Annotated in this window: 20 protein-coding genes; 13 read left to right on the plus strand and 7 right to left on the minus strand. The window is 72.4% G+C overall.

Features of this window, described 5'->3' with window-relative positions; all coding sequences use genetic code 11:
* Positions 1-9 precede the first annotated feature (9 nt).
* Positions 10-1,968 carry a 1-deoxy-D-xylulose-5-phosphate synthase gene (gene dxs / locus HUT12_RS08880; protein ID WP_176093067.1) on the plus strand — a complete coding sequence of 653 codons (1,959 nt, stop codon included), beginning with the start codon at positions 10-12 and terminating at the stop codon, positions 1,966-1,968.
* Between the two features lie 284 nt (positions 1,969-2,252).
* Here the strand turns inward: dxs and HUT12_RS08885 are convergent, their stop codons facing one another.
* Positions 2,253-3,449 (minus strand): hypothetical protein, encoded by a 1,197-nt coding sequence (locus HUT12_RS08885; protein WP_176093068.1) that lies wholly within the window; start codon positions 3,447-3,449, stop codon positions 2,253-2,255.
* Between the two features lie 439 nt (positions 3,450-3,888).
* On the opposite strand from HUT12_RS08885, the gene HUT12_RS08890 reads away from it, so the two are divergent.
* The 8 genes from HUT12_RS08890 to HUT12_RS08925 all read left to right on the plus strand — a co-directional run bounded on the left by HUT12_RS08890 (position 3,889) and on the right by HUT12_RS08925 (position 13,749).
* Positions 3,889-5,664: a hypothetical protein gene (locus tag HUT12_RS08890; protein WP_254877037.1), complete on the plus strand. Its 1,776-nt coding sequence runs from the start codon at positions 3,889-3,891 to the stop codon at positions 5,662-5,664.
* Positions 5,628-7,460, plus strand: a complete 1,833-nt coding sequence (locus HUT12_RS08895; RefSeq protein ID WP_176093069.1) for a hypothetical protein — start codon at positions 5,628-5,630, stop codon at positions 7,458-7,460. Before HUT12_RS08890 ends, HUT12_RS08895 begins: the two co-directional genes overlap by 37 nt.
* A 48-nt stretch (positions 7,461-7,508) precedes the next feature.
* Entirely contained in the window at positions 7,509-8,174 is a 666-nt protein-coding gene (locus HUT12_RS08900; RefSeq protein ID WP_131053366.1) for a GntR family transcriptional regulator, read from the plus strand.
* A gap of 75 nt (positions 8,175-8,249) precedes the next feature.
* Complete coding sequence (gene atzF / locus HUT12_RS08905; RefSeq protein ID WP_176093070.1) at positions 8,250-10,163, plus strand: allophanate hydrolase; 1,914 nt, start codon at positions 8,250-8,252, stop codon at positions 10,161-10,163.
* A gap of 17 nt (positions 10,164-10,180) precedes the next feature.
* Complete coding sequence (locus HUT12_RS08910) at positions 10,181-10,870, plus strand: cysteine hydrolase family protein (RefSeq protein WP_131053364.1); 690 nt, start codon at positions 10,181-10,183, stop codon at positions 10,868-10,870.
* Positions 10,871-10,879: 9 nt separating this feature from the next.
* Positions 10,880-11,572 (plus strand): cysteine hydrolase family protein, encoded by a 693-nt coding sequence (locus tag HUT12_RS08915; protein ID WP_176093071.1) that lies wholly within the window; start codon positions 10,880-10,882, stop codon positions 11,570-11,572.
* Positions 11,573-11,585: 13 nt separating this feature from the next.
* Positions 11,586-13,265, plus strand: a complete 1,680-nt coding sequence (locus tag HUT12_RS08920; RefSeq protein ID WP_176093072.1) for a regulator — start codon at positions 11,586-11,588, stop codon at positions 13,263-13,265.
* A complete protein-coding gene (locus HUT12_RS08925) occupies positions 13,258-13,749 on the plus strand; it encodes an AtzH-like domain-containing protein (protein ID WP_254876753.1) in 492 nt (163 codons plus the stop codon). Before HUT12_RS08920 ends, HUT12_RS08925 begins: the two co-directional genes overlap by 8 nt.
* A 65-nt stretch (positions 13,750-13,814) precedes the next feature.
* On the opposite strand, the gene HUT12_RS08930 is transcribed toward HUT12_RS08925, so the two are convergent.
* The gene (locus tag HUT12_RS08930) at positions 13,815-15,674 is read right to left on the minus strand and encodes a hypothetical protein (RefSeq protein ID WP_176093073.1); all 1,860 of its coding nucleotides are present in this window, start codon (positions 15,672-15,674) and stop codon (positions 13,815-13,817) included.
* Positions 15,675-15,753: 79 nt separating this feature from the next.
* On the opposite strand from HUT12_RS08930, the gene HUT12_RS08935 reads away from it, so the two are divergent.
* From HUT12_RS08935 to HUT12_RS08950, 4 genes are all read left to right on the plus strand, one after another.
* Positions 15,754-17,055, plus strand: coding sequence for a PQQ-binding-like beta-propeller repeat protein (locus HUT12_RS08935; RefSeq protein ID WP_176093074.1), 1,302 nt, complete (start codon positions 15,754-15,756; stop codon positions 17,053-17,055).
* A gap of 77 nt (positions 17,056-17,132) precedes the next feature.
* On the plus strand, positions 17,133-17,801 hold the full coding sequence (locus HUT12_RS08940; protein ID WP_176093075.1) for a response regulator transcription factor: 669 nt from the start codon (positions 17,133-17,135) through the stop codon (positions 17,799-17,801).
* Positions 17,798-18,997: a cell wall metabolism sensor histidine kinase WalK gene (locus HUT12_RS08945; RefSeq protein WP_236145613.1), complete on the plus strand. Its 1,200-nt coding sequence runs from the start codon at positions 17,798-17,800 to the stop codon at positions 18,995-18,997. The genes HUT12_RS08940 and HUT12_RS08945 overlap by 4 nt, the downstream gene beginning before the upstream one ends.
* Positions 18,998-19,042: 45 nt before the next feature.
* On the plus strand, positions 19,043-19,438 hold the full coding sequence (locus HUT12_RS08950; RefSeq protein ID WP_176093076.1) for a VOC family protein: 396 nt from the start codon (positions 19,043-19,045) through the stop codon (positions 19,436-19,438).
* A 57-nt stretch (positions 19,439-19,495) separates the two neighbouring features.
* Here HUT12_RS08950 and HUT12_RS08955 read toward each other — a convergent pair whose 3' ends face one another.
* The 5 genes from HUT12_RS08955 to HUT12_RS08975 form a co-directional block, all read right to left on the minus strand.
* Entirely contained in the window at positions 19,496-20,299 is an 804-nt protein-coding gene (locus HUT12_RS08955; protein ID WP_176093077.1) for a hypothetical protein, read from the minus strand.
* Between the two features lie 124 nt (positions 20,300-20,423).
* Positions 20,424-22,490, minus strand: a complete 2,067-nt coding sequence (locus HUT12_RS08960) for a 3-hydroxyacyl-CoA dehydrogenase NAD-binding domain-containing protein (RefSeq protein WP_176093078.1) — start codon at positions 22,488-22,490, stop codon at positions 20,424-20,426.
* Positions 22,487-23,683: an acetyl-CoA C-acyltransferase gene (locus HUT12_RS08965; RefSeq protein ID WP_176093079.1), complete on the minus strand. Its 1,197-nt coding sequence runs from the start codon at positions 23,681-23,683 to the stop codon at positions 22,487-22,489. Before HUT12_RS08965 ends, HUT12_RS08960 begins: the two co-directional genes overlap by 4 nt.
* 250 nt (positions 23,684-23,933) lie before the next feature.
* Positions 23,934-25,289 carry a ribonuclease D gene (locus HUT12_RS08970; RefSeq protein WP_176093080.1) on the minus strand — a complete coding sequence of 452 codons (1,356 nt, stop codon included), beginning with the start codon at positions 25,287-25,289 and terminating at the stop codon, positions 23,934-23,936.
* Between the two features lie 91 nt (positions 25,290-25,380).
* The gene (locus HUT12_RS08975; protein ID WP_176093081.1) at positions 25,381-25,953 is read right to left on the minus strand and encodes a DUF3000 domain-containing protein; all 573 of its coding nucleotides are present in this window, start codon (positions 25,951-25,953) and stop codon (positions 25,381-25,383) included.
* Positions 25,954-26,145 lie beyond the last annotated feature (192 nt).

The raw sequence follows: 26,145 nt of genomic DNA on the forward strand, positions 1-26,145 counted from the left end.
TCTGCGGTCATGAGTGTTGAAGAGGACACGGCCAACCAGGGCCGGCTGCTGGCCACGGTGCACGGTCCCCAGGACGTCAAGCGGATGTCCGCCAGCGAACTGGACATCCTCGGCGCGGAGATCCGTGACTTCCTGGTCGCCAAGGTGTCCCGCACCGGGGGCCACATCGGCCCCAACCTGGGCGTGGTCGAACTCACCCTCGCCATGCACCGGGTCTTCGACTCTCCCCGGGACCGGCTGCTGTTCGACACCGGTCACCAGGCGTACGTTCACAAGATCATTACCGGCCGCCAGGAGGGCTTCGACCAGCTGCGTCAGCGCGGCGGGCTCTCCGGCTACCCGAGCCGGGCCGAGAGCGACCACGACATCATCGAGAACTCGCACGCCTCCACCGCCCTGTCGTACGCCGACGGGCTGGCCAAGGCGTACGCGCTGCGGGGCGAGGCGCGCAGCGTGGTCGCCGTGGTCGGCGACGGGGCGCTGACCGGCGGCATGTGCTGGGAGGCGCTGAACAACATCGCCGCCACCGGCAACCCGCTGGTGATCGTGGTCAACGACAACGGGCGCTCGTACGCGCCGACCATCGGCGGCCTCGCCGACCACCTCTCGACGCTGCGGCTGAACCCGGGCTACGAGAAGGTCCTCGACACCGTCAAGGACGCCCTCGGCTCGACCCCGCTGGTCGGCAGGCCGATGTACGAGGTGCTGCACGCGGTCAAGAAGGGCATCAAGGACGCCGTCGCGCCGCAGGCGATGTTCGAGGACCTCGGCATCAAGTACGTCGGCCCGGTCGACGGGCACGACGTGGCCGCCGTCGAGACCGCGCTGCGCGCGGCGAAGAACTTCGGCGGTCCGGTGATCGTGCACGCGGTCACCCGCAAGGGCTACGGCTACCGCCCGGCCGAGGAGGACGAGGCCGACTGCTTCCACGGCCCGGGCGCCTTCGACATCGCCACCGGCAAGGCCACCGCCGCGCCGTCGGTGAAGTGGACGAACGTGTTCGGCGACGAGCTGGTCGCGATCGCCGACGAGCGGCCCGACGTGGTGGGCATCACCGCCGCGATGGCCGAGCCCACCGGCATCGCGAAGCTGGCCCGCAAGTACCCCGAGCGCACCTACGACGTGGGCATCGCCGAGCAGCACGCGGTCACCTCGGCGGCCGGTCTGGCGCTCGGCGGGCTGCACCCGGTCGTGGGGGTCTACGCGACCTTCCTCAACCGGGCCTTCGACCAGGTCCTGCTGGACGTGGCGATGCACAAGCTGCCGGTCACCTTCGTGCTGGACCGGGCCGGCATCACCGGGCCGGACGGGCCGAGCCACTACGGCATCTGGGACATGTCGGTCTTCGGGGTGGTGCCGGGCCTGCGGATGGCGGCCCCCCGGGACGCCGCCACGCTGCGCGAGGAGCTGCGCGAGGCGGTCGCCGTCGACGACGGCCCGACCGTGCTGCGCTACCCGACCGGTTCGGTCGCCGCCGACCTGCCCGCGCTGCGCCGGATCGGCACGGTCGACGTACTGGCCGAGTCGGCGCGTACCGACGTGCTGCTCGTCGCGGTGGGTGCCTTCGGCCACCTCGGCATGGAGGTCGCCACCCGCGTCGCCGAGCAGGGCTACGGGGTCACCGTGGTCGACCCGCGCTGGGTGCGTCCCGTCCCGGCCGAGCTGGTGGAGCTGGCCGCCGGGCACCGCCTGGTGGTCACCGTCGAGGACGGTGTCCGGCAGGGCGGCGTCGGCGACGCGCTGGCCCAGGCCATGCGGGACGCGGGCGTCCACGTGCCACTGCGCGACCTGGGCGTACCGGCCGAGTGGCACCCGCACGGCACCCGCGCGCAGATCCTGGCCGACCTCGGCCTGACCGCGCAGGACGTGGCGCGTGACGTCACCGGCTGGATCTCCCGCCTGGAGACCACCCCGGTCGACCCGACCCGGTTGACCTCCGAGAACACCCCCACCCCGTCCGCCAACTGACCCTGCCCGACGTCCCAGCGGGAATGCCGTGGGCTGCCCACCCGCACGCCGTCGTCGTCGGCGCGCGGGTGGCGCCTGGCCCCGCCGATCATGGAGTCGTGGTCGGCGCAGCGTCGATCATGGAGTTCGGGCAGTGCTTTTGGCTTTCTATGCCCTTTTCGTGACTGCCATCGCTCCATGATCGGCGGGGCGTCGCACGGTGCGGGCGGCCGAGGCGGGGCGAGCGTGCGGGGCGCGGGGGGCTGGGTGGCGCGGGGTGGCGCGTGTGGCGTGGCCTGTGGGGGTCAGCGGCGGTGGCCGGCGGAGCGGTAGTGCGTCTTGTCGTCGGCGGCGAGGCTGAAGGTCTCGCTGCGCTCCGGCAGCGGCGCCACCACCAGGCCGGGGCGGTCGAGCAGACGGGTCGTGTCCGGCGGCACCGACAGCGTGGTGTCCTTGGTGGCCCGCCAGCTCAGTACGACCAGTGGCTGACCCGGCACCGGCAGTTCGTAGACCTGCAACGGGTTGGTCCGGTCGGCGGGGGAGAGCACCGTCTGGCCGCCGTCCGCAGGCCGGTAGACGAGCGCGGTCATCGTGCCGTCCGCGGTCTCCCAGGTGAGCTGCTCCAGCTCCGCCGGTTCGCCGCCGCCGAGGGCCAGCTCGCCGAGGGTACGCACGGCGACCTTCGCCTTGGGCCACGACGCCGGCACCGAATCCGGGGTGTCCCGGTCGCCCACCCGCCGGGTCACGCTGCCGAACGGACCGTCCTCGCCGGCGAGCGCACAGGTGTCCAGCTCGGCCAGGGCCCGCCGGCCCGAGCCGCTGTCGTCACGGACCAGCGGGTACCGGGGATTCGCGGTGCCGGTGCCGAGGTCCAGCAGCCGGTCGGTGGCACGCCCCCGGGGCAGCGACTCGGTGGAGCGCAGCGTGGCGGTCACCGGCACGGCCTCGCACTGCGGGACCTCCACCGGGTCGGTCAGGCCGTCGGTGGCCGGTACCGGACGGCCGTCCGGGCCGACCAGCCGCCGCACCCGCTCCGAGGTGAGGTAACGCCGCCCCTCGGCGGTCTGCACCGGCAGCACGTCGGAGTAGACGAGATAGCCCGGGTCGGTGTACTCGGTGGCCTGACTGACCTCGTACCCGCCGTCGCCGCCGCGGAGCTGGAGCAGCCAGGACGCGGCCTGGCCGGGCACCGACGCGGCCACCAGGACCAGCGGGACACCCTCCACCTCGCCGGAGAAGAGGATGCCGGAGGAGGGTACGTGCACCCGGTCGTCGACCGGTGAACGCCACTCACGGACCGCCTCGGTCACCGCGGCGGTGGTCGCCGCGTCCCCGGCCAGCGAGCCCCGTGGCGGCCACACGGTCAACGACCCGTCCATGCTGTCGTAGCCGACCCGGAGGTCCTGCGGCCGGCGCTCGGCGACCGGGCCGCAGGCGGTGACGGCGACCAGCAGGCTGGACAGGCCGGTGGCCGCCACGCCGCGCCAGCGGGCTGAAGCCACCTGTCACGCCCCCGATCACATCGGCCGTCGTTTCGGAGGGCAATAGTACGAGACGCCCGGTCGTCGGCTCGCGCCGCCTCACGCTGCGTCGCCCGGACGGCACACTAGCCACAGGGGACGCCGCGTCGACTTGGGAGCTATTTCCCCACTCGGGTAGACTCCGCCGACTGTGACGCCTGCTGAGACCCGCGCCGCATCGCCGCCGAAACCCGACGTCGTGGCAGGCTCGCCGTCCGAACCCGTCACGCTGGGTGAGGGTACGCGCGACTCCGCGCTGCCGGACGACACCACGGACGCCCCCGTGGGCAACACGACATCAACCGTCGACGCGGCACCTGCCGACCCGGTGGTGCCCGACGCGGCGCTCACTGTGGAGGCCGGTACGACCACGCCGGAGCCCGAGGTGCCGACCGAGGCGGTGGACCCGCCGGCGGGTGCCGTGGCGGCCGGCTCGGCCCCGTCGCGCTGGCGCCGGTTCCGCTGGACGCGGCGGCGGCAGGACCTGGCCGTCTTCGGCGGCTTTCTGCTCACCGCGATCTGGGTGACCAGCCAGATCTGGATGGACCCGGCCGGTCGGGTGGCCTCGCTCTACAGCAGCGACCCGGCGCAGGTGCAGTTCTTCCTCGCCCACTCGGTGCGGGTGGTGCTGCACGGGGAGTTCCCGTTCTTCACCGAGCAGTTCAACTATCCGGACGGCGTGAACCTGATGGCCAACACGGCCATCCTGGCGCTGGGCATCCCGATGGTGCCGGTGACCCTGCTGTTCGGTCCCGCCGTCACCTTCGTGCTGCTGGTCACGCTCGCCCTCGCCGGCACCGCCTCGGCCTGGTACTACGTGCTGTCCCGGCACGTGGTCAGCTACCCGCTGGCCGCGATCGTCGGCGGCTGGCTCTGCGGGTTCTCCCCCGCGATGCTGTCGCACGCCAGTTGGCATCCGAACATCATCAGCCAGTTCCTGCTGCCGTTCATCGTGTGGCGGGTCATGGTCATCACCCGCTCCACCCGGCCGTACCGGGACGGCGCGCTGCTGGCCCTGCTGGTCACCGTGCAGGCGTTCATCAACGAGGAGATCCTGCTCTTCACCGCGATGGGCTGCGGCATCTTCCTGATCGCGATGGTCGTCCAACGTCCCGGCCTCTGGTCGGCGGCCTGGCGCCCGCTGGGCAAGGCGGTGGCCACCTGCACGGTGATCGCGGGCGCACTGCTGGCGTACCCGCTCTACATCCAGTTCGCCGGGCCGATGGCGTACCACGGGCTCAGCGACGCGGTCCGCGACTACGGCAACGACATCGCCGCGTACTTCGCGCCGGGCTCGCCGACCATCGGCGGCAACCAGCGCGCCAACGTGAACCTGGCCCCGAACTACTCGGAGGAGAACGCCTTCTTCGGGTGGAGTCTGGCCCTGATCGCGGTCGGCATCGTGCTCTGGCTGCGCCGGGAGCTGCTGGTCCGCGCGTTGGCGGCGACCGCCGGGTTCTACGTCGTCCTCTCCCTCGGTGAGCGCATCACCTGGTGGGACCGGGAGCTGATGGTCGGCCCGTGGGAGTGGCTGGTCCGGCTGCCGCTGCTCGACGCGGTGGTGCCGACCCGGTTCGGCATGATCGTCAGCGTGGTGGTGGCGATCCTGCTGGCGCTCGCCATCGAGCGCAGCCGCACGCTGAAGCTGGACCGGCAGGTGGTGCGGACGCTGACCGTGGCCGGTCTGGTGCTCGCCCTGCTGCCGATCGCCCCGATGCCGCTGCCGATGACCTCCCGACCGCCGGTGCCGGACTTCATCACCTCGGACCGCTGGCGCGCCTACGTCGGGCCGGACCAGACGCTGGTCCCCATCCCGGTGCCGAGCATGGGCAACACCCACGGGATGCGCTGGGCCGCCTCGACGAATCTCGACTTCAAGATGCCCGGCGGCTACTTCCTGGCCCCGCGCAACGCCACCACCGGTGACCCCGGCCGCTTCAACGGGCGGCCCAGCGGCGTCGGCAAGCTGCTGGAGGAGGTCGCCACGACCGGCCGTACGCCGGAACTGGACGACCGTCAGCGGCGGCGCTCCCTGGACGAGCTGCGGCACTGGAAGGCGGCCGTGCTGGTGCTGCCGCTGCGCCAGCCGCACTCGGAGCCGCTGCGGCAGACCGTCGAGCAGTTGGTCGGCCCGGCCCGGCAGGAGCTGGACGTCTGGGTGTGGGACGTACGGCCGTTGACCGCTCCGACGGGCTGATGGTCGTCGGCACCGCCGACCGTACCGCCGAGGTGGCGTCGCGCCGGTGGCTGCCGGCGCGTACCCCGGACGTGGCGGTGCCGGTCGGCTACCTCGCGCTGGCGGTGTGGCTGACCCACCGCCAGTGGGGTCGCCCGGACCGGCTGTTCCACCAGGCCGGTGACCAGATCCTCTTCGAGTGGATGCTGGCCCGCGCGGCCCGTGCCGTGGCCGGGCTGGAGAACCCGCTGTGGAGCGACGCGTTGAACGCGCCCGGCGGGGTGAACCTGATGGCGAACACCTCGGTGCTCGGCCTCGGCGTTCCGCTGGCCCCGGTCACGCTGCTGCTCGGGTCGCAGGCCGCCTTCGTCGTCGCGGTGGTGCTCTGCCTCGCCGGCACCGCGACCGCCTGGTACGTGCTGCTGCGCCGCCGCATGGTCGATGCCTGGCCGGCCGCCGCCGTCGGGGGCCTGGTCTGCGGTTTCGCGCCCGGGATGATCGCCCAGGCCGGTACGCACCTGCACATGGCCGCCCAGTTCCTGGTGCCGCTGATCCTGGCGCTGGTGTTCCGCCCCGAGCCGGGCGGCCGGGTGTGGCGGCACGGGGTGCTGCTCGGGCTGGTCGTGACGTACCAGGTCTTCCTCGGTGAGGAGGTGCTCCTCTTCGTGGCGCTGGCCGCCGGCGTGCTCGTCGGCGCGTACGCGATCGCCGACCCGTCGGCCGCCCGTCGGCTCGCCCCGTCGACGGCCGGGCGGATCGGGGTCGGTGCGCTGGTGGCGGGGGTGCTGCTGGCGTACCCGCTGTGGTTCCAGTTCTTCGGGCCGGGCCACTACCGGGGGATGCCGTTCCACGCGTACAGCTACCAGTTGGACGCGGCGTCGTTCACCCGGTTCGCCCGGCAGACGCTGTTCGGCGTGGACCGTCCGCCCGGCCTGCTGGCGCCCAACCCGACCGAGGAGAACTCGTTCTTCGGCGTCGGGCTGCTCCTGCTGGCCGTGGTCGTCGCGGTCTGGCTCCGGCGTCGACCACTGGTCCGCGCGCTGGCCGCCTGTGGGCTGGTGTTCGCCCTGCTCTCCCTCGGTCCCCGGGTACGCCTCGACGGGCGCGCCACCGACCTGCCCGGGCCGTACCGGCTGATCGCCGAACTGCCGTTGCTCGACCACGTGGTGCCGGCCCGGTTCGCGCTGGTCTGCATCCCGGTGCTGGGCGTCCTGGTCGCGCTCGGAGTGGACCGCTGGGTGCGGCGGACAGCCGTCGACACCGCGCCCGCCCGGCCCCGACGACGTGCGACGGTCCGCCTTGTCGGGGCCGCCGCGCTGGCCGTCGCGCTGCTGCCGCTGGTGCCGACCCCGATCCGTACCGTGTCGAGCCGGCCGGTGCCGGCGTTCGTCGCCGACGGCACCTGGCGGACGTACCTGCCGGCGGGCCGCACGCTGGTGCCGGTGCCCCCGGTGACCAACGCCGGCCGCAGTCCGGGCATGCTCTGGTCGGCGCGGACCGGACTGGCCTTCACCGCGCCGGGCGGCTTCTTCATCGGCCCCCACGCCCCGGGCGACCCGACGGCCCGGTGGGGCGCCCCGGACCGGCCGACCTCGCTGCTGCTGCGGCGGGTGGCGGAGACCGGCGTGGTGCCGCCGATCACCGAGACGGACCGCCGGCAGGCGGTGGCGGACCTGCGGCACTGGCGGGCGGCCGTCGTCGTGCAGGGCGGGCTGCACCACGGCGACCCGGTGCGGCACACCGTGGAGGCGCTGCTCGGCCCGCCCCGGGAGATCGACGGCGCGCTGGTCTGGGACGTCCGCCCGTTCGTCGGCTGAGGTGCGCCCGCGCCGGTCGCCTCTCCGCCGGATGGCAGACTCGTCGGGGTGAGCGACGTGGCCGCGACGCCGATGGACGGTGAGCTGGAGAGTGTCAGTCTGGTGGACCTCGCCGTCTCCCGGCTGACCCGGGAACTCCTCAGCGGACGGAGCGAGCCGGGTGAGCGCCTGGTGGAGGAGCAGTTGACCCGGCGGCTGGGGATCAGCCGGGCGCCGTTACGCGAGGCGTTGCGCCTGCTGGCGCAGCGGGGGTTGGTCGAGCACGTGCCCCGGCGCGGGGTCCGCGTCGCCACCCTCTCCGACCGGGACGTGCAGGAACTGTACGAGGTGCGCGACGTGCTGGAGCGGTTCGCGGTCCGGGCAGCGATCCCGGTGGGCCGGGAGAGCGACCTGGTCGGGTTGCGGGCGGCGCTGGACCGGATGCGGGAGGCGACGCGCGCGGGTGACCGGTTGGCGGTCGCCGAGTCGCACCGCGCGTTCCACGTCGCGTTGGTGGCGCTGGCCGGCAACCGTCAGCTCTCCGGGGTGTACGACTCGATCCTGGTGAAGTTGCAGCTCTACATGGCCATCAACCTGCGCCGCGAGGCGGAGCAGGCGCAACCCCTGGACGGTGTGCACCGGCACGAGCGGCTCTTCGAGGCGGTGGCCGGGGGAGACCCGGAGGTGGTCCTCGCCGCTCTCTCGGTGCACGGAGCGCGGTCGTACCTGGGGTAGCGGATCGGGAGCGGCGTCATGCCGTCGTTACGTTCGGCGTCGGCTCTCGAAACAGAACGGTCGACAATCGACTGTATGCCGGAGCGGATCGGATCGATCTCGGAATTGCGGTCGGCGTACCGCGAGCACCGTCTCACCCCCGTCGACCTGACCGAGACCGTCCTCGAAGGACTGGCCGGTCGAGCCGGTGAACCGGTCTGGATCAGCACCGTGTCCCCCGACGACCTGCGGGCCCGTGCCGCCGTACTGGCCGACACCGACCCGCAGACACTGCCGCTGTACGGGATCCCGTTCGCGGTGAAGGACAACATCGACGTCGCCGGCATGGTCACCACGGCCGGCTGCCCCGACTTCGGGTACCGCGCCACCGAGGACGCACCGGTGGTACGCCGGCTCCTCGACGCCGGTGCCCTGCTGGTCGGCAAGACCAACCTCGACCAGTTCGCCACCGGCCTGACCGGCTCGCGATCCCCGTACGGCAGCGTCGAGAGCGTGTTCGGTGGCGGTCTCGTCTCCGGCGGGTCCAGCTCCGGCTCGGCGGTCGCGGTCGCCACCGGTCAGGTCACCTTCGCCCTCGGCACGGACACCGCCGGCTCCGGCCGGGTTCCGGCCGCGCTGAACGGGATCGTCGGCCTCAAACCCACCCGAGGGCTGCTCAGCACCGCCGGTGTGGTGCCGGCCTGCCGCTCGCTGGACTGCGTCTCGGTCTTCGCCACCGACGTCGCGGACGCCACGGAGGTGCTGCACGCCGCTCGCGCCGTGACCACAGCCGACCCCTGGGGACGTCCACTGCCGGCCGCGAGTCTGGCGTCCCGGGCACCGGAGACGCTCCGCCTCGGCGTACCCCGGACCGCAGACCTGGAGTTCTTCGGCGATGCCGGGCAGGCGGTCCGGTTCGCGGCCGGCGTGCACCGCCTGCGGGACCTGGTCGACACCGTGCGGCAGGTGCCGCTGGCTCCCTTCCTGGCTGCCGGAGACCTCCTCTACCAGGGCCCCTGGGTGGCCGAGCGGCTCGCCGGGCTGGACGACTTCCTGCGGACGCATCCGGAGTCGGTCCTCCCGGTCACCCGGACCGTGTTGGAGACCGGGCGGCGTTACGACGCCGTCGACGCCTTCCGGGGCCGACACCGGCTCCGTGAGTTGCGGGCCGAGGTCGACCGGTGGTGGCAGGAGATGGACGTGCTGGTGGTGCCGACCGTCGGCACCACCTTCACGCTCGCGGAGGTCGCCGAGGACCCGATCGGACGCAACGCGGTACTCGGCCGGTACACCCAGTTCGCGAACCTGCTCGACCTGGCGGCGGTGACCGTGCCGAACGGATTCACCGCCGACGGTCGACCGGCCAGCCTGACCCTGATCGGCCCGGCCTTCAGCGACACCACACTGGCCCGGCTCGCCGCCGCCTGTGCCGGAGCCGACGCGCACCCGGTGGCCGAGAGCACGTCGGGCAACGGGGCCGCGCCGCCGATCCGGGGAGGTGGGGTACCGACAGGCCGCAGGGAGGTGCTGATCGCCGTGGTCGGGCGGCACCTGAGCGGGGAGTCGCGCAACACCGACCTGACCGACCTCGGGGCCACCCTCGCCGGCACCACCCGCACCGCACCGCTCTACCGGCTGTACCGGATGCCGACCCCGGACGGCGAAGGATTGCCCGGCCTGGTCCGGGTCGCCTCAGCCACCCCCGACGGTCACGGAATCGAAGTCGAACTCTGGTCGCTGCCGACCTCGGCAGTGGGCGGATTCCTGGCCGGGGTGCCGGCCCCGCTCTCGCTCGGCTGGGTGCGGCTGCACGACGGGCGGCACGTGCTCGGGTTCCTCTGCGAGGCGTACGCGGCCGGCCCGGAGGCCGAGGACATCAGCGCCACCGGTGGGTGGCGCGCGTACCGGCGGTTGACGTGTAAGGAGGGGTCCCCTGCTAACGCCTCGTGCATAGCAGGGGACCCCTCCTCACACCGCCGCCCGACGGTCAACGGCGGCGACGCCGCCTGAGCAGGACAGGAGGAGCGATGGCAACGATCGGTCCGGTACCGGCGAACCCCTACCCGTGGCCGTACGACGGCACGGTCGACACCGTGCGTACCGCACTGCTCTGCGTGGACTGGCAGACCGACTTCTGCGGGCCGGGCGGCTACGTCGACGCGATGGGCTACGACATCGGCCTCACCCGGGCCGGCCTGCCGGCTACCGCCCGGCTGCTGACGCACGTCCGTTCGCTCGGCATGCTGGTCGTGCACACCCGTGAGGGACACGACCCCGACCTGTCCGACCTGCCGCCGAACAAGCGCTGGCGCTCGGCCCGGATCGGCGCCGAGATCGGCGGAGCCGGGCCCTGCGGCCGGATCCTCGTCAAGGGCGAACCGGGATGGGAGATCGTGCCCGAGGTCGCCCCGGCCCCCGGCGAGGTGGTCGTGGACAAGCCGGGCAAAGGCGCCTTCTATGCCACCAACCTGGACCTGGTGCTGCGTACCCGGGGCATCACCCACCTGATCCTCACCGGCATCACCACCGACGTCTGCGTGCACACCACGATGCGCGAGGCGAACGACCGGGGCTACGAGTGCCTGATCCTGTCGGACTGCACCGGCGCCACCGACAAGGGCAATCACGAGGCCGCCCTGCACATGGTGACCATGCAGGGCGGCGTCTTCGGCTGCGTGGCCACCTCCGACGACGTCATCGCCGCCACGACCGGGTGAGGTGGACCAATGCCGACCATCGCCGCCGCGCGACCCTTCCCGTACACCTTCGACCTCACGACCACGGCGCTGCTCGTCATCGACATGCAGCGCGACTTCCTGGAACCGGGCGGTTTCGGCGAGAGCCTGGGTAACGACGTCAGCCGGCTGCGGCGCACCATCGCGCCGCTGGGCGCGCTGCTGGCCGCCGCCCGTGCCGCCGGCATGACCGTCGTGCACACCCGCGAAGGCCACCTGCCGGACCTCTCCGACTGCCCACCGGCCAAGCTCCAGCGGGGTGCCCCCCGCATGCGCATCGGCGACCCCGGGCCCAACGGCCGGATCCTGATCCGGGGCGAGTACGGCCACGACATCGTCGACGAGCTGGCGCCGCTGCCCGGCGAGCCGGTCGTCGACAAGCCAGGCAAGGGCGCCTTCCACGCCACCGGCCTGGGGGACCTGCTCGCCGAACAGAAGATCGACAGTCTCCTGGTCACCGGTGTCACCACCGAGGTGTGCGTGCACACCACCGTCCGGGAGGCGAACGACCGCGGGTACGAGTGCCTCGTGCTCGCCGACTGCGTCGGGTCCTACTTCCCGGAGTTCCACCGGGCCGGACTCGACATGATCGCCGCCCAGGGCGGCATCTTCGGCTGGGTGGCCGACTCGACGGACGTACTCGCCGTGCTGCCCACCACCCCCTCGTCGTACGCCTCCTCCTGACCGGGAGCAGCCCATGCAACCCACCACGACATCCCCGCCACGCCTGCCGTACTGGGTGCGCGGTGACACCAACGCGTTCTTCGGCTTCGGCGTCAACGTCCTGGTCAACGTGCTCACTCTGACCGGGCTCTGCATCTTCGTGGTGAACCTGCCCGAACGGGAGGTGTTCGGCACGATCCTGCCGGCCCTCGGCATCGCCCTGGTCGCCGGCAACATCTACTACACCCACCTGGCCCGCCGCCTGGCCCGACGGGAGGGGCGTGCCGACGTGACCGCCCTGCCGTACGGGCCGAGCGTGCCGCACATGTTCATCGTCATCTTCGTCATCATGCTGCCGATCTTCCTGAGTACCGGTGACCCGACGCGGGCCTGGGCGGCCGGGCTGGCGTGGGCGTTCATCATCGGCGTGATCGTGCTGGTCGGTGCGTTCGTCGGGCCGTACATCCGCCGGTACACCCCCCGCGCCGCGTTGCTCGGCACGCTGGCCGGCATCAGCATCACCTTCATCTCGATGAACCCGGCAGGGCAGATGTGGCGGATGGCCTGGATCGCTCTGCCGGTCCTCGCGCTGCTGCTGATCGGACTGCTCACCGACGTGAGACTGCCGTTCAACTTCCCGATCGGGCTGGCCGCCCTGCTGCTGGGTACGGCGATCGGCTGGCTCGGTGGGGCGATGTCGGTGCCGGACGTGACAGCGGCGGCGCGCGACATCGCCGTCGCCCTCCCCACGTTCCAACTCGACCTGCTGGGACGTGGCCTGTCCGACATGGCGCCACTGCTGGCTACCGCGATCCCGCTCGGGGTCTACAACTTCACCGAGGCGATGACCAACGTGGAGAGCGCCGCCACCGCCGGGGACAACTACAACCTGCGCAGTGTCCTGCTCGCCGACGGCGCCGGGGCGGTGGTCGGTGCGGCCCTCGGTTCACCCTTTCCGCCCGCCGTGTACGTCGGGCATCCCGGCTGGAAGGCCGCCGGAGGCCGGACCGGCTACTCGATGGCGACCGGGGTGGTCATCGCGCTGCTCTGCTTCCTCGGGATGTTCTCCCTGCTCGGTGCGATCTTCCCGACCGCGGCGATCGTGCCGATCCTGCTCTACATCGGACTGCTGATCGGCGCGCAGGCGTTCCAGGCCACGCCTCGGGCCCACGCGGCGGCGGTCGTGGCGGCGCTGATCCCCAACATCGCGGCGTGGGCGACCGGGCAGATGAACAACGTGCTGGCGGCGGCCGGCACCACCGCTGCCGAGGTCGGCGACGAGGCGCTCGCCGGTGCCGGGGTGGTCTACGACGGGCTGCGGATACTCGGTGAAGGGGCCATCCTCGCCGGTCTGGTGCTCGGCGCGATCGTGGCGTTCATCATCGACAAACGCTTCGTGCACGCGGCCGTGTTCGCCGCGTCGGGCGCGGTGCTCGCCTTCATCGGTCTGATCCATGGCGAGGAGGTCCGGTGGAACGCCAACGGGCAGGTGGCCCTCGGCTACCTCTTCGTGGCGGTGATCTGCGGAATCGTCGCGCTCGGGTCGCACCCGCCCCGGGTGCCCGCGCCGGAGGAGGCCGAGCTGGACCGCCCGCACGGCGGCACTCCTTCCCGCGCAAAGGACGTACCCGCCGAATCGGTCACCGCGCCGGGCCGTCCGGCCGGTGCCGCCCCGGCGGACGACGACACCCGCGAGGCGGCGGTGAGTGGCTGAGGTGGTGTCCCCGGTCGGGCGGCAGGTCCCGCCGCCCGACCGGGGACACTCCGCCGCCCACTGCCGGTCCCGACTGGAGAGGACGAACCCGATGGAGATCGACCGTGCCGACGTGGTGGCCGAGGTCACGACCGCCTTCGCCGGCTACGAGCAGGCCCTGGTCGACGGGGACGCGGAGCGGATCTGCGGCTACTTCTGGGACTCTGACCGGACGGTGCGCTTCGGCCTCGCCGACCACCAGTACGGCCTTGAGGAACAGCGGAAATGGCGGGCCGCGCAGCCGCCGTTGCCACCGGGTCGCCGGCTGGTCGACCCGGTGATCACCACCTTCGGCCTCGACCTCGCGGTCGTCACCACCCGGTTCGGCTACGTCGGCACGGCCGCCACCGGCCGACAGACCCAGACCTGGGTACGCCTGCCCGTCGGCTGGCGCATCGTCACCGCGCACGTATCCGAGCCGCTGCCCGCTGCGCCTGAGGTGTAAGGAGGGGTCCCCTGCTAACGCCTCGTGTATAGCAGGGGACCCCTCCTTACAACCCGGAGCGCGCGTCAGACGCGGTCGCGGACGTCCCAGAGCCAGACGTCGTCCACCCGCTGCGGCTCACCGAGCAGGCCGGTCAGCAGGTCCCGCAGCACGGCCTCCCGGGGGTGGGCACCGAGCACCACCACCGAGGCCCGCCAGAAGCGCAGGTCCTCGACCGCCTGCTGACGGTTCTCGTCGGTCAGCTCGGGCACCTCACCGGCGTCCATGGAGCGGTAGACGAGGGTGCTGGTGGGCCGGTTCGGTGCGCCGAAGACACCCTCGCCGTCGAGGTTGGGGCCGATGAAGTAGCCCGCCGGGATCGGGAACTCGTGCTGGGTCAACGCGCTCCAGCGCAACGTGGACAGTCCGTGCACGTTGCTCGGGATGGGCACCGGCACCAGCGTGCGGCCCTCCGGCACGTACGGCCGCCAGGCGCCCGAGGTGATGAAGGTCGGCGGCGGGTCGACCTCCTTCGCCGGCAGCGGGGTGGGGAACAGCGGCAGCACGGCCAGCGAGATGGCCGCGTACCCGACGCCGCGCTGCCAGCGCGGCCGGGAGCCGGCGGTGGCGGTGGCGGGCACGGGTTCGCCGGAGCGCGGTGCCGGCACCGGAGACCGGCGGTTGCCGGCCACCGCGTCCCAGGCCAGGGCGAGCAGGACACCGAGCGCGGCGGTGGTGACCAGCGTCAGCCGCGTCGGCATCATCATCTCGACCAGCGGTACGTCCTCCGAGATGTACGACCACGGGCCGGCGATGCCGGTGAGTTCGCCGTTGAACCGGATCTCCGGTCCGAGCGAGGCCACCGAGAAGAGCACCACCAGCACGGCGATGATCCGGGCCACCAGCGACCGGCGCACCAGCAGCGCCAGCGCCACCACCGTGAACAGCACCATCGGCCAGCCGAACCAGGTGTTCTGCTCGGTCATCCCGATGGTCGCCTCCACCGCCTCGTTGCCGGCGATGGTGTCGCGCGGGAAGGTGACGAAGGCGACGATGTCCTCGCCCCAACTGTGGAACACCCCGCCCTGCAGGCCCCGGTAGGACTGCGGGCCGTTGAACTGGTACCAGATCGGGTAGGCGGTGAGCAGCAGGGCGACGCCACCACCGAAGCCCAGCCCGGCACCGAACGTACCGGCGCGGGCCCGCGCCGTACGCGGGCGCATGATCGCGTACGCGATCACGACGACCAGGCAGGCCAGCGCCGTGAGCAGCAGCATCTCCTCGTTGATGAAGATCTGGTACGCCACCAGCAGGCCCAGCACCAGCCCGTTGCGCCGCCACCGGCCGGGCTCGGTCAGCCGGAACACCCGCACCACGATCAGCGGCAGCAGGAAGTTGGAGACGAAGTTCGGTTGGCCGTTGGCGTGGTGCACGATGCCGGGGGCGAAGCCGAGGAACGCGCCGCCGACGAAGGCGGCGGCCCGGGAGCGCACCAGGTGCCGGGAGAGCATCCAGTACGAGGTGGCGGCGGTGGCCGCCAGCGCACCGCCCAGGTAGAGCGCGTACACCACCTGCGGGCCGAGCAGCCAGGTGAGCGGAGCCAGCGGCAGGGTCACCCCGAGCAGCGAGGTGTTGGCCATCATGTTCACCCCGTCGGGGGCGTTCTGCCTGGTGCTGAAGAGCGGGTTCTCCAGGTGCATCACCGAGTACGCACCGTGCGAGAACAACCACTCGAACCAACTGTGGTCGGTGGGCAGATGTGACGAGACGCGGTTCTGCACGTCCACCCAGTAGTAGAGGCAGACGAGGACACCGAGCAGCACGTAGGCTCCGATGGCCAACACGTCGACGCGCGTCGGCCCGCGTCGGCGAGGTCGTGTCGCTGACTCCGCCTCGACGGTCTCGGGGGCAGGGTTCAACGAGGAATCAATCACCGGCACAGCCACGACGGGCCATCGTACAGGCGGTCGCCGGGGCCGCCGACGGCCGTGAGGGCCGCGTCGGCGCGCCGGAGGAAGGACGACCGTGACGGTGATCGACCTCGGTGACCTCACCGAGCCGACCTACCAGCCGCCGAGACGCCGCCGTATCGTCGCCGGTTCGCGCCGCTGGGGGGCCGCGTTGCTCGCGGTGGTCGTGCTGGTGTCGATGGCCGGAGCCGCGCCGCCGACCCCCCGGGTGTACGCGACGGTGCCGGTGCCACTCGGTGCCAACCTGCTCCTCGCGGCGGACCAGATCTTCGCCGTCATCCCGGGCACCGAGGTCACCGACGGCCACCCCGAACTGCTCGCCTTCCCCTATCCCGAGAAGGCCATCGGTGCGCCGCCGACACTCACGCCGTCCTGGCGGACCCGACTGGCGTACGGCCATCGGGTCTTCCGGGCGCAGCCCGTCGCCGGCGGCGGGGTGCTGGTCTCGATGTCCGCCGAGGAGACCGAGAGCAGCCAGAGCGTGCTGCTCGACGCGCGTACCGGTCAGGAACGCTGGCGCGAGCCGGGCGTGGCGATGTTCGACGACCCCCGCCGCGCACTGCTGCGGACCCATCGCGAGAGCGCGCCGAACACGCTACGGATGATCGAGCTGCCGAGCGCCCGTGAGCTGTGGTCCATTCCGCTCTCCGCGTCCAGCGTCGACTACCGGCTGCGCGACGGTGTGGTCGACGCGATCGTGGTCTCCACACTCGACGGCGGCGTCGAGGTGCGTGACCCGGAGACCGGGGAGGTCCGGCACCGCCTGCCGCCGCCCGCCGACGACCCGGCCGGCTACCAGTCGGCGTGGGTGGTCGGCGACCTGGTGGCGGTGGTCCGAAACTCGAACACCGTCGCCGCCTACGCGGTCGACGGGCTGGTCCCGCTCTGGCAGACCACCGTGCCGACGATCTATCACGTCACTGCCTGCGCCGCACTGCTCTGCGCCTTTCCGGCCAGCGGCGGGGTGCAGGTCCTCGACCCGGCCACCGGCGCCGCCGGGTGGGACAACCGGAACATCGCCGACCTCCTGCTGGTGGGGGCGCGGCGTGCGCTGGTCCTGTCCGGGTGGGCCGAGGGGACGATGGAGTTGGCTACCTTCGACATGACGACCGGGGCGCTGCTCGTCGACCACGGTTCGTGGGAGCAGGTCCAGCGTTACGAGTACGCGCCGCACCTGCTCGCCGTGCGACCGGTGCCCGACGTCGGTGTGGTGCTGGCCCGACTACACCCCGACGAGGACCGGGCCCGGCCGATCGACGTGCTGGTCGGGGCGCGGGGCGAATGCCAGGCCCGCCACGACCTCGTCGCCTGCCGTCGCGCCGACGGCGACTTCGGCGTCTGGCGACTTCCGGGGTGACACCGCTCGGCGCGGCACATCGACTTGGCGGCCGGCGCTAGGTTGTCGGGTGGTCACCGGCGGAAAAGGGGCGTGACATGCGGGTACTGGTGGTCGAGGACGAGCGCAACCTCGCTGACGCGATCGCGCGCGGTCTACGCAAACGCGGCATGGCGGTGGATGTCGCGTACGACGGCGACAGCGGACACGAAATGGCCTTCGTCACCCGGTACGACGTGGTGGTGCTCGACCGTGACCTGCCCGGCATGCACGGTGACCAGATCTGCGCCGAGCTGGCCGCGTCCGGCGCGCTGACCCGGGTGCTGATGCTCACCGCCAGCGGCACGGTCGCCGACCGGGTCGAGGGCCTGCAACTCGGCGCCGACGACTACCTGCCCAAGCCGTTCGCCTTCGACGAACTGGTGGCCCGGGTGCTGGCGTTGGGCCGGCGGGCCACCCCGGCGGCACCGCCGGTGCTGGAACTGGCCGACCTGGTCGTCGACCCGGCGCGGCGGGTCGCCACCCGGGCCGGGCAGCCGGTGGAGCTGACCAACAAGGAGTTCGGGGTGCTCTGCGAGCTGCTCAAGGCCCGTGGCGCGGTGGTCTCCAGCGAGGAACTGCTGGAACGGGTCTGGGACGCCAACACCGACCCGTTCACCACGATCGTCCGGGTCACCGTGATGACCCTGCGCCGCAAGCTCGGTGACCCGCCGCTGATCGAGACCGTGGTGGGGGCCGGCTACCGCACCGCCGAGGGGCCGGCGTGACGCCCGCCCTGGGGCTCGGGCCGGTCACACGGCTGCGGCTGCGGCCCACCCTGCGACTGCGGCTGACCCTGCTCAACGGCGTCCTGCTGATCGGCGCCGGGGCGATTCTGCTGCTGCTGGCCTGGTTGCTGGTGCGCGACGCGCTGCGCCCCACCGACGAGTTGCTGCCCGGCACCACCGTGGTGCTGGCCGACGGCAGCACCCTGGAAGCCGGGGCGTGGCAGCGGCAACTGGTCAGCGCGGCCTCCGGCGAGCTGCTGGCGAAGGGGCTGGCCGCGCTGCTGGCGGTCGGGGCGGTCGGCGTGGTCGGGGCGTACGCGGTGGCGGGGCGGGCGCTGCGGCCACTGCACCAGGTCACCGCCACCGCGCGGCGGCTCGGCGAGACCACGCTGCACCAGCGGATCGGCTACTCCGGGGCGGACGACGAGGTGGCCGAGCTGGCCGACACCTTCGACGCGATGCTGGACCGGATAGGTGCCGCCTTCGAGTCGCAGAAACGGTTCGTCGCCAACGCCTCGCACGAGTTACGGACACCGCTGGCGGTGATGCGTACCGAGATCGACGTGACGCTCAGCGACGACGACGCGGACGCGGCCGAGTACCGCCGGATGGCGACCGTGGTGCGCGACGCCTCCGAACGCGCCAACGGGCTTGTCGACGCCCTGTTGGTGCTGGCCCGCAGCGAGGCGCAGACGGGCCGACGGCTCGCCCGGCGTACCGAGTGCGACCTGGCCGCCGGCACGCTCAACGCGCTCTCCGCGGTGCGCCGGGAGGTGGAACGGATCAAGCTGGACGTGCGGACCTCGCTCCAGCCGGCACCGGTGGTCGGCGACCCCGGGCTGCTGGACCGGTTGGCCGGCAACCTGATCGAGAACGCGGTCCGCTACAACCACCTGCACGGGCGGCTCTGGGTGCGGACCGGCTCCGACGGTCAGCGATCGTGGCTGGTGGTGGGCAACACCGGATTCGAGGTCGACCCGGCCGACGTACCGGGGCTGTTCGAGCCGTTCCGGCGTGGCGGCCGTGAGCGGACCGGCGCCCGTGGGTCGGGCCTCGGCCTCTCCATCGTCCGGGCGGTCTGTGACGCGCACGGCGGCACGGTGGCGGCGGTGGCGCAGCCCGGGGGCGGCCTGGAGGTGACGGTGAACCTGCCGGCGGCCGACTCCGCGCCGACCGTGGAGCAGGGCACGCGCTGACCCGACGCGCGAATAATCGCTTGATCCCGATGAGAGGTTGGGGTCATGGCTTCCCGAGTGCGTTGGATCGACGTCGACTGTGCCGACCCGTACACCATGGCGACCTTCTGGGCCGAGGTCACCGGGCTGCGGCCCGACCCGGACGACCGGCCGGGGGACGAGGAGTGCGCCCTGTTGTCCGGCCCGGACCTGGCCGGCGGTGGCATGCTCTTCCAGCGGATCCCCGAGGGCAAGATCGCCAAGAACCGCATCCACCTGGACCTCCAACCGACCGACCGGACCCGGGACGAGGAGGTGGAACGCCTGATCGGCCTGGGTGCCACACGGGTCGCCGACCGCCGCCGGCCGGACGGCACGGGCTGGGTGGTGCTGGCCGACCCGGAGGGCAACGAGTTCTGCGTGGAACGCAGCGCCGCGGAGCACTCCCCGACGGAGGGCTGACTCCTCACCGGGCCGGCGCGGGCGGGGATCCACCCCGCCCGGCCGTCGGCGCGTACGTCAGGACCGTTGTTCGACCTGGCCCCGGATGGTGAGGAACTCGGACGCGGCGTCGTTGCGGGAGGAGAAGAACATGACGATCATGCCGACGCTGCCCCGGTCGGCCCAGACGCAGATGCCCAACGCCACGTCGGCCCGGCCGTCGCCGCAGCGGGCCTCGCCTCCGAGTGGGCCCGGCTCGACCGGCGTCATGTTGCTGACCGTCAGCTCGGTCGAGATGGCCTGGACCGCCTCGTCGAGCTCCTTCTTCGGGTCGGACATCAACCCGGAGACGGCCACGATCATCACGAGGTTCTCCTGCGACGGATTGCCGTAGAAGGCACCGACCGCACTCGTCTCGTTCTGGATCGAGGACTTCAGTTGCCGGACCATCGACTCGGAGAGCTGCTGCAACTCCGGCTCGGTGACCTTCGGTCGGCCGGCCAGCGTCTCCGGCGCCACCACCCGGGTCCGGGTGGCGTCGACCGCCTCGCCGACGGTGTCCCGGACCACGAACCAGACGACCGCGCCACCGCCCACGCAGAGCACCATGAGGACGGCGAGGACGATCAGCACGATCTTCCCGGTGTGGGACTTCTTCGGCGGTGGGGGCGGCGGGAAGGCGCCGAACGACTGGCCGGGCGCGGGGTACCCGCCGGCCTGCGGAGGCGGGGGATAGCCGGCACCCGACTGTGGCGGATAGCCCGCACCCGGCGGTGGTGGGTAGCCACCGGCCTGCGGGTACGCCCCGGCCGGCGGGTAGCCGCCGCCCTGCGGGTGCGGGCCGCCGCCGGGCGGATAGTGGTGCTGGTCCGGGTGGGACATGCGGTCAGCTCCTGGTGAAGGGTGGAACCGGAAGGGTAGCCAGCGACCGCACGCGCCGCTGCCCCAGACCGCCGGTCACGGTGGTCAACCCCCGGTCGGGGCGACCACCGTGACCCGGGTCGGCTCAGCCGGTCAGGCTGGCCACTCCCGGCGGCAGGAAACGCTGACCGGTGACCTGCTCACTGGTCCCGGTCCGGTCCAGGTACGGCGTGACGCCGCCCAGGTGGAACGGCCACCCGGCACCGAGGATCATGCACAGGTCGATGTCCTGCGCCTCGGCGACGACCCCCTCGTCCAGCATCAGCCGGATCTCCTGGGCCAGCGCGTCGAGCGCCTGCTGGCGTACCTGCTCCTCGGTGAGCGGCTGGTCGCCGACCACCAGCAGCTTCGCCACCTCGGCGTTGATCTCGTCGTCCACCACGATCGGCTGACCGGAGTCCGCGATCCGCTTCAGGTTCTCGCTGACCGTGAACCGGTCCGGGAAGGCCGCGTGCAGGGTGCCGCCGACGTGGTGGGCGACGGCCGGGCCGACGAGCTGGAGCAGTGCCAGCGGTCGCATCGGCAGGCCCAGCGGGTCCAGCGCGCGGTTCGCCACCTCCAGCGGGGTGCCCGCGTCCACGGCGGCGAAGACGGTGCCGAGGAAGCGGGTGAGCAGCCGGTTGACCACGAACGCCGGGGCGTCCTTCACCAGCACCGACGACTTCTTGAGCTGCTTGCCGACCGCGAAGGCGGTGGCCAGCGTGGCGTCGTCGGTCCGCTCGCCGCGGACGATCTCCAGCAGCGGCAGCACCGCGACCGGGTTGAAGAAGTGGAAGCCGACCACCCGCTCCGGGTGCTCCAGGTCCTCGGCCATCGCCGTGATCGACAGCGACGAGGTGTTCGTCGCCAGCACCGCCTCCGCCGGGACGATCTTCTCCAGCTCGGCCCAGACCTGCTTCTTGACGGAGAGGTCCTCGAAGACGGCCTCGATGACGAAGTCGGCGTCCGCGAACGCGCTCTTGTCGACCGTGCCGCTCACCAGGCCGTACAGCTTGGCGGCGGTGCCCTTGTCCATCCGGCCCTTGCTGACGGCCTTCTCGATCTGGGTGTGCACGTAGCCGACGCCCTTGTCCACCCGAGCCTGGTCGAGGTCGGTGAGCACCACCGGCACCTGGAGACGGCGGGCGAACAGCAGCGCCAACTGACCGGCCATCAGGCCCGCGCCGACGATGCCGACCTTGGTCACCGGACGGGCCAGCCCCTTGTCCGGCGCGCCGGCCGGTCGCTTGGCCCGCCGCTGCACCAGGTCGAAGGCGTACAGGCCGCTGCGCAACTCCTCGGAGAAGACCAGGTCGGCCAGGGCCTCGTCCTCGGCGGCGGTGCCGGTGGCGAAGTCGGCGTCCTTCGCCGTCTCCAGCAGGTCCAACGCCCGGTACGCGGACGGGACCGCGCCGTGCAGCCGCTGGTCCAGGGTCTGCCGGGCGAAGTAGAGCACGCCCGCCCACATGTCCTTGTCGACCTCGGGCCGGGTGACGGTCACCTCGCCGCGCACCACCCCGGCGGCCCACTCCAGCGACCGCTCCAGGAAGTCGGCCGGCTCCAGCAGCACGTCGGCGATGCCCAGCTCGGCGGCCTGCTTCGGCTTGAGCATCTTGTTCTGCATCAACGGGTTCTGGATGATCACCTGGGTGGCGGCCGGGATGCCGATCAGGTTCGGCAGGAGCTGGGTGCCGCCCCAACCCGGGATCAGGCCGAGGGACACCTCGGGCAGGGCCAGCGCCGCCGCGCCGCCGGAGAGCGTCCGGTAGTGGCAGTGCAGGGCCAGCTCCAGGCCGCCGCCCATCGCCGCCCCGTTGACGAAGGCGAAGGTCGGAACCGGGCTGTCCTTGAGCCGGGCGAAGACCCGGTGCCCCAGCCGGCCGATCTCCAGCGCCTGCGCCCGGTCCGCCAGCAGCGGCAGACTGGTGATGTCCGCGCCGACACAGAAGATGTACGGCTTGCCGGTCACCGCGATGAACGCCGGATCGGCCGCCAGCGCGGCGCTGATCGCCTCGTCCAGGCTGGTGAGGCCGCCCGGGCCGAAGGTGTTCGGCTTGGTGTGGTCGAATCCGTTGTCGAGGGTGATCAGGGCGGCCGGGCGGTCCAGCCCGGGCACGTTCACCTGACGCAGCAGCGCCCTGGTGACCACCTCGTTCGGTGCCGCAAGGCTCATTTGTCTCCACCCTCCCAGTGCGGGTTCTCCCAGATGACCGTGCCGCCCATGCCGATGCCGATGCACATCGCGGTGAGGCCGTAGCGGACCTCCGGGTGCTCGGCGAACTGCCGGGCGAGCTGGGTCATCAGCCGTACGCCGGAGGAGGCGAGCGGGTGCCCGATGGCGATCGCGCCGCCCCACTGGTTGACCCGGGGGTCGTCGTCGGCGATGCCGAAATGGTCGAGGAAGGCGAGCACCTGCACGGCGAACGCCTCGTTCAGCTCGAACAGGCCGATGTCGTCGATGGTCAGGCCGGCGATGCGCAGCGCCTTCTCGGTCGACGGGATCGGACCCACGCCCATCACCTCGGGCTCGACGCCGACGAAGCCGTACGACACCAGCCGCATGGCGATCGGCAGGCCCAGCTCACGGGCGACGTCCTCGGCGACCAGCAGGCTGGCGGTCGCGCCGTCGTTCAGCCCGGCCGCGTTGCCCGCGGTCACCTTGCCGTGCGGGCGGAACGGGGTCTTGAGCGTGGCCAGCTTCTCCAGGGAGGTGTCCCGGGGCGCCTCGTCCACGGTCGCCAGGCCCCAGCCGGTCTCCGGATCGCGGACCGCCACCGACACCAGGTCGTCCTGCAACTTGCCGTCGGCGTACGCCTTCGCGGTCTTCTGCTGCGAGGCGAGGGCGAACGCGTCGGTGCGCTCCTTGGTGATGTGCGGGACCCGGTCGTGCAGGTTCTCCGCGGTGGAGCCCATCACCAGCGCGGACGGGTCGACCAGCTTCTCCGCGACGATGCGCGGGTTCGGGTCGACGCCCTCGCCCATCGGGTGGCGGCCCATGTGCTCGACACCGCCGGCGATCGCGACGTCGTACGCGCCCACGGCGATGCCGCTGGCGACGGTGGTCACCGCGGTCATCGCACCGGCGCACATCCGGTCGATGGCGAAGCCGGGCACCGTCTTGGGCAGGCCGGCCAGCAACGCGGCGGTACGGCCGATGGTCAGGCCCTGGTCACCGGTCTGGGTGGTGGCGGCGATGGCCACCTCCTCGACCCGTTCCGGGGGGAGCTGCGGGTTGCGGCGCAGCAGTTCGCGGATGCATCGGATCACCAGGTCGTCGGCGCGGGTGTTGGCGTACATCCCACCCGCCTTGCCGAACGGGGTGCGGACGCCGTCCACGAAGACGACATCCCGAACTTCACGGGGCACTTGAGCCTCCTAGCCAGCACTGGCGTTTCCCCCGAATGCTACTCGCCAGTAATAACCAGTGCCGCCGTCCCCACTGTGGCCCACCCCACACCCACCCCACACCCACCCCACACCCGTCCTCGCCCCCGCCCCCACCGCTCTCGCCGACGGCCGCTCTCACCGCTCTCGCCGACGGCCGCTCTCGTTGATCAAGAGGTTTGCGTCGGCGAACGGCCGCCCGCCGGACGCAAACCTCTTGATCAACCGCGGGTCAGGCGGGTGGGGTGGGGGAGGCGGGGGGTGGGGGTGGGGGTGGGGCGGTCAGGGCTTCGGCCAGGTCGGGGAGGAGGAGGTCGATCTGCCAGTCCCGGGCGTGGTGGCTGCGGAGCGCCTCGGCGACGGTGTGTTCGGTGATCTCCTCGGGAGGCTGCCAGGCGACGCGGCGGATGGTGTCCGGGGAGATCAGGTTCTCCGGCGGCAGATGGTGCGCGCCGGCCACCCGCAGCACCACCTCACGGGAACGGGCCAGCCGGGCGGCGGCGGCCGGGTCCCGTTCGGCCCACCGGTGCGGCGGTGGCGGGCCCTCCACCGTCGGCGTCACCGGCAACTCGTCGTCCGGCAACTGCCGGGCGTCGTCCAGCGCCGTCAGCCAGGTCCGCGCCAGCCGGCGTACCGACCGACCGCCGAAACCGGGCAGGGTGAGCAGCGTCTTCTCGTCCTTCGGGTCCAGCTCGGCGGCGGCCACGATGGCCGAGTCGGGCAGGACCCGCCCCGGTGCCGCATCCCGACGGGCGGCGATCTGGTCGCGGGCGTACCAGAGGGAGCGCACCCGGGCCTGCGCCCGCGCTCCGCGTACCCGGTGGATGCCGGAGGTGCGCCGCCACGGGTCGGCCCGGACCCGGGGTGGACGGTCCCCGCTGTTCACCAGCGCAGCGAACTCCTCGGCCGCCCACGCGGACTTGCCCTGCCGGGACAGTTCCGCGTCGAGCGCGTCCCGCAGGTCGGTCAGCAGCTCCACGTCCAGGGCGGCGTAGGTGAGCCAGGACTCCGGCAACGGCCGGCTGGACCAGTCCGCCGCCGAGTGGTGCTTCTCCAGGCTGAACCCGAGCAACTGCTCGGTGAGCGCGGCCAGGCCGACCCGCTCGAACCCGGCCAGCCGGGCGGCCAGCTCGGTGTCGAACAGTCGGCGTGGTCGCAACCCCAGCTCGGCGAGGCAGGGCAGATCCTGGTTGGCCGCGTGCAGCACCCACTCCGTGTCGGCTATCGCCGCGTCGAGCGTGCTCAGGTCGGGTAGCGGCAACGGGTCGATCAGCACGGTGCCGGCGCCCTGGCGGCGCAACTGCACCAGGTACGCCCGTTGGCTGTAGCGGTAGCCGGAGGCGCGCTCGGCGTCCAGGGCCACCGGACCGGTGCCGGCCGCGAAACGGGCCACCACCTCGGTGAGTTGGTCCGGTGTCGCCACCGGTTCGGGAGTGCCCTCACGTGGGGCGGTCAACGGCACGGACTCGCCGCCAGTGGGTTCGGTCCCCGCGTCCGACGGCTCCGGCCGCGCCGACGGCTCGTGGTGCGTGTCGTTTCCCGTACGGCTTGCGGCGGTCCGACGGCGCAGGGGTGGTTCGTCGGTCACCTGGCAACCCTAGTGCGCCAATGGATCGTGCGGCGCGCACCCGCCCCGCCGCGTGTCGGCGGTTCGCCGCCTGGGTGCCGTACCGGCCCCGTCAACCGGCGGCCGCGGCGCGCCGCTCGGGCAGCGCGGTGACACCCGGCGGCGGCAGACCCGCCGTCGAGGCGAGCAGCGTGCACCAGGCGTACAGGTGCGGGGTGAGCTCGATGCCGGTCGGGGTCCACGACGCGCGGATCTCGATGTCACAGGCGGCCGGCGGACCCGCCAGGTCGCCGAACCGGTTCGACGCCGTCTGGGTGATCGTGCCGCCGATCGCCCGGTGCCCGGCGTCGTGCGTCTCCAGCGCGTCGGTGAGCCAGGTCCAGGCCACCCCGGGCAGCAGCGGGTCGGTGGCCAGGTCGACCTCCAGCTCGGCGCTCACGTAGGTGACCAGTCGCAGAGTTCCCTGCCACCCCTCGTGGCCGGCGGGGTCGTGCAGCAGGATCAGCCGGGCGGTGGCCACCTCGTCACCGTCGCGCAGCACCGCCGCGGAGAGGGCGAAGGAGTACGGCGCCAGCCGCTGCGGCGCGCCGACCTCCTCCAGCACGATCTCCGGTCGAGGCGCCGACACCCGGAGCCCGGTGACCGCGCGGGCGAAGGTGTCCGGGAGCGCGATCTGGGCGGCCATGTTCGCAGCCTAAGCCGCCGCCCGGTTCCCGGCCCGGATGGCGCGCCGACGATCTCCCCACACGGGCGCGCTCCGCCCGCTTCTGTGTTAGCAGGGGTCCCCTGCACTACCGCAGGCGTTAGCAGGGGCCCTTCCTTGCACGCCCGCTACGTCACAAAGCCGGCGGTGGGCGCGGGGTGGGGATCGGCCGCG

Source organism: Verrucosispora sp. NA02020, assembly GCF_013364215.1.
GTDB lineage: Bacteria > Actinomycetota > Actinomycetes > Mycobacteriales > Micromonosporaceae > Micromonospora.

Coding starts and splice junctions, on each gene's coding strand:
- dxs (WP_176093067.1), top strand. CDS start 10: ATGAGTGTTGAAGAGGACACGGCCAACCAGGGCCGGCTGCTGGCCACG.
- atzF (WP_176093070.1), top strand. CDS start 8,250: ATGCCGGAGCGGATCGGATCGATCTCGGAATTGCGGTCGGCGTACCGC.
- HUT12_RS08910 (WP_131053364.1), top strand. CDS start 10,181: ATGGCAACGATCGGTCCGGTACCGGCGAACCCCTACCCGTGGCCGTAC.
- HUT12_RS08915 (WP_176093071.1), top strand. CDS start 10,880: ATGCCGACCATCGCCGCCGCGCGACCCTTCCCGTACACCTTCGACCTC.
- HUT12_RS08920 (WP_176093072.1), top strand. CDS start 11,586: ATGCAACCCACCACGACATCCCCGCCACGCCTGCCGTACTGGGTGCGC.
- HUT12_RS08940 (WP_176093075.1), top strand. CDS start 17,133: ATGCGGGTACTGGTGGTCGAGGACGAGCGCAACCTCGCTGACGCGATC.
- HUT12_RS08950 (WP_176093076.1), top strand. CDS start 19,043: ATGGCTTCCCGAGTGCGTTGGATCGACGTCGACTGTGCCGACCCGTAC.
- HUT12_RS08955 (WP_176093077.1), bottom strand. CDS start 20,299: ATGTCCCACCCGGACCAGCACCACTATCCGCCCGGCGGCGGCCCGCAC.
- HUT12_RS08960 (WP_176093078.1), bottom strand. CDS start 22,490: ATGAGCCTTGCGGCACCGAACGAGGTGGTCACCAGGGCGCTGCTGCGT.
- HUT12_RS08975 (WP_176093081.1), bottom strand. CDS start 25,953: ATGGCCGCCCAGATCGCGCTCCCGGACACCTTCGCCCGCGCGGTCACC.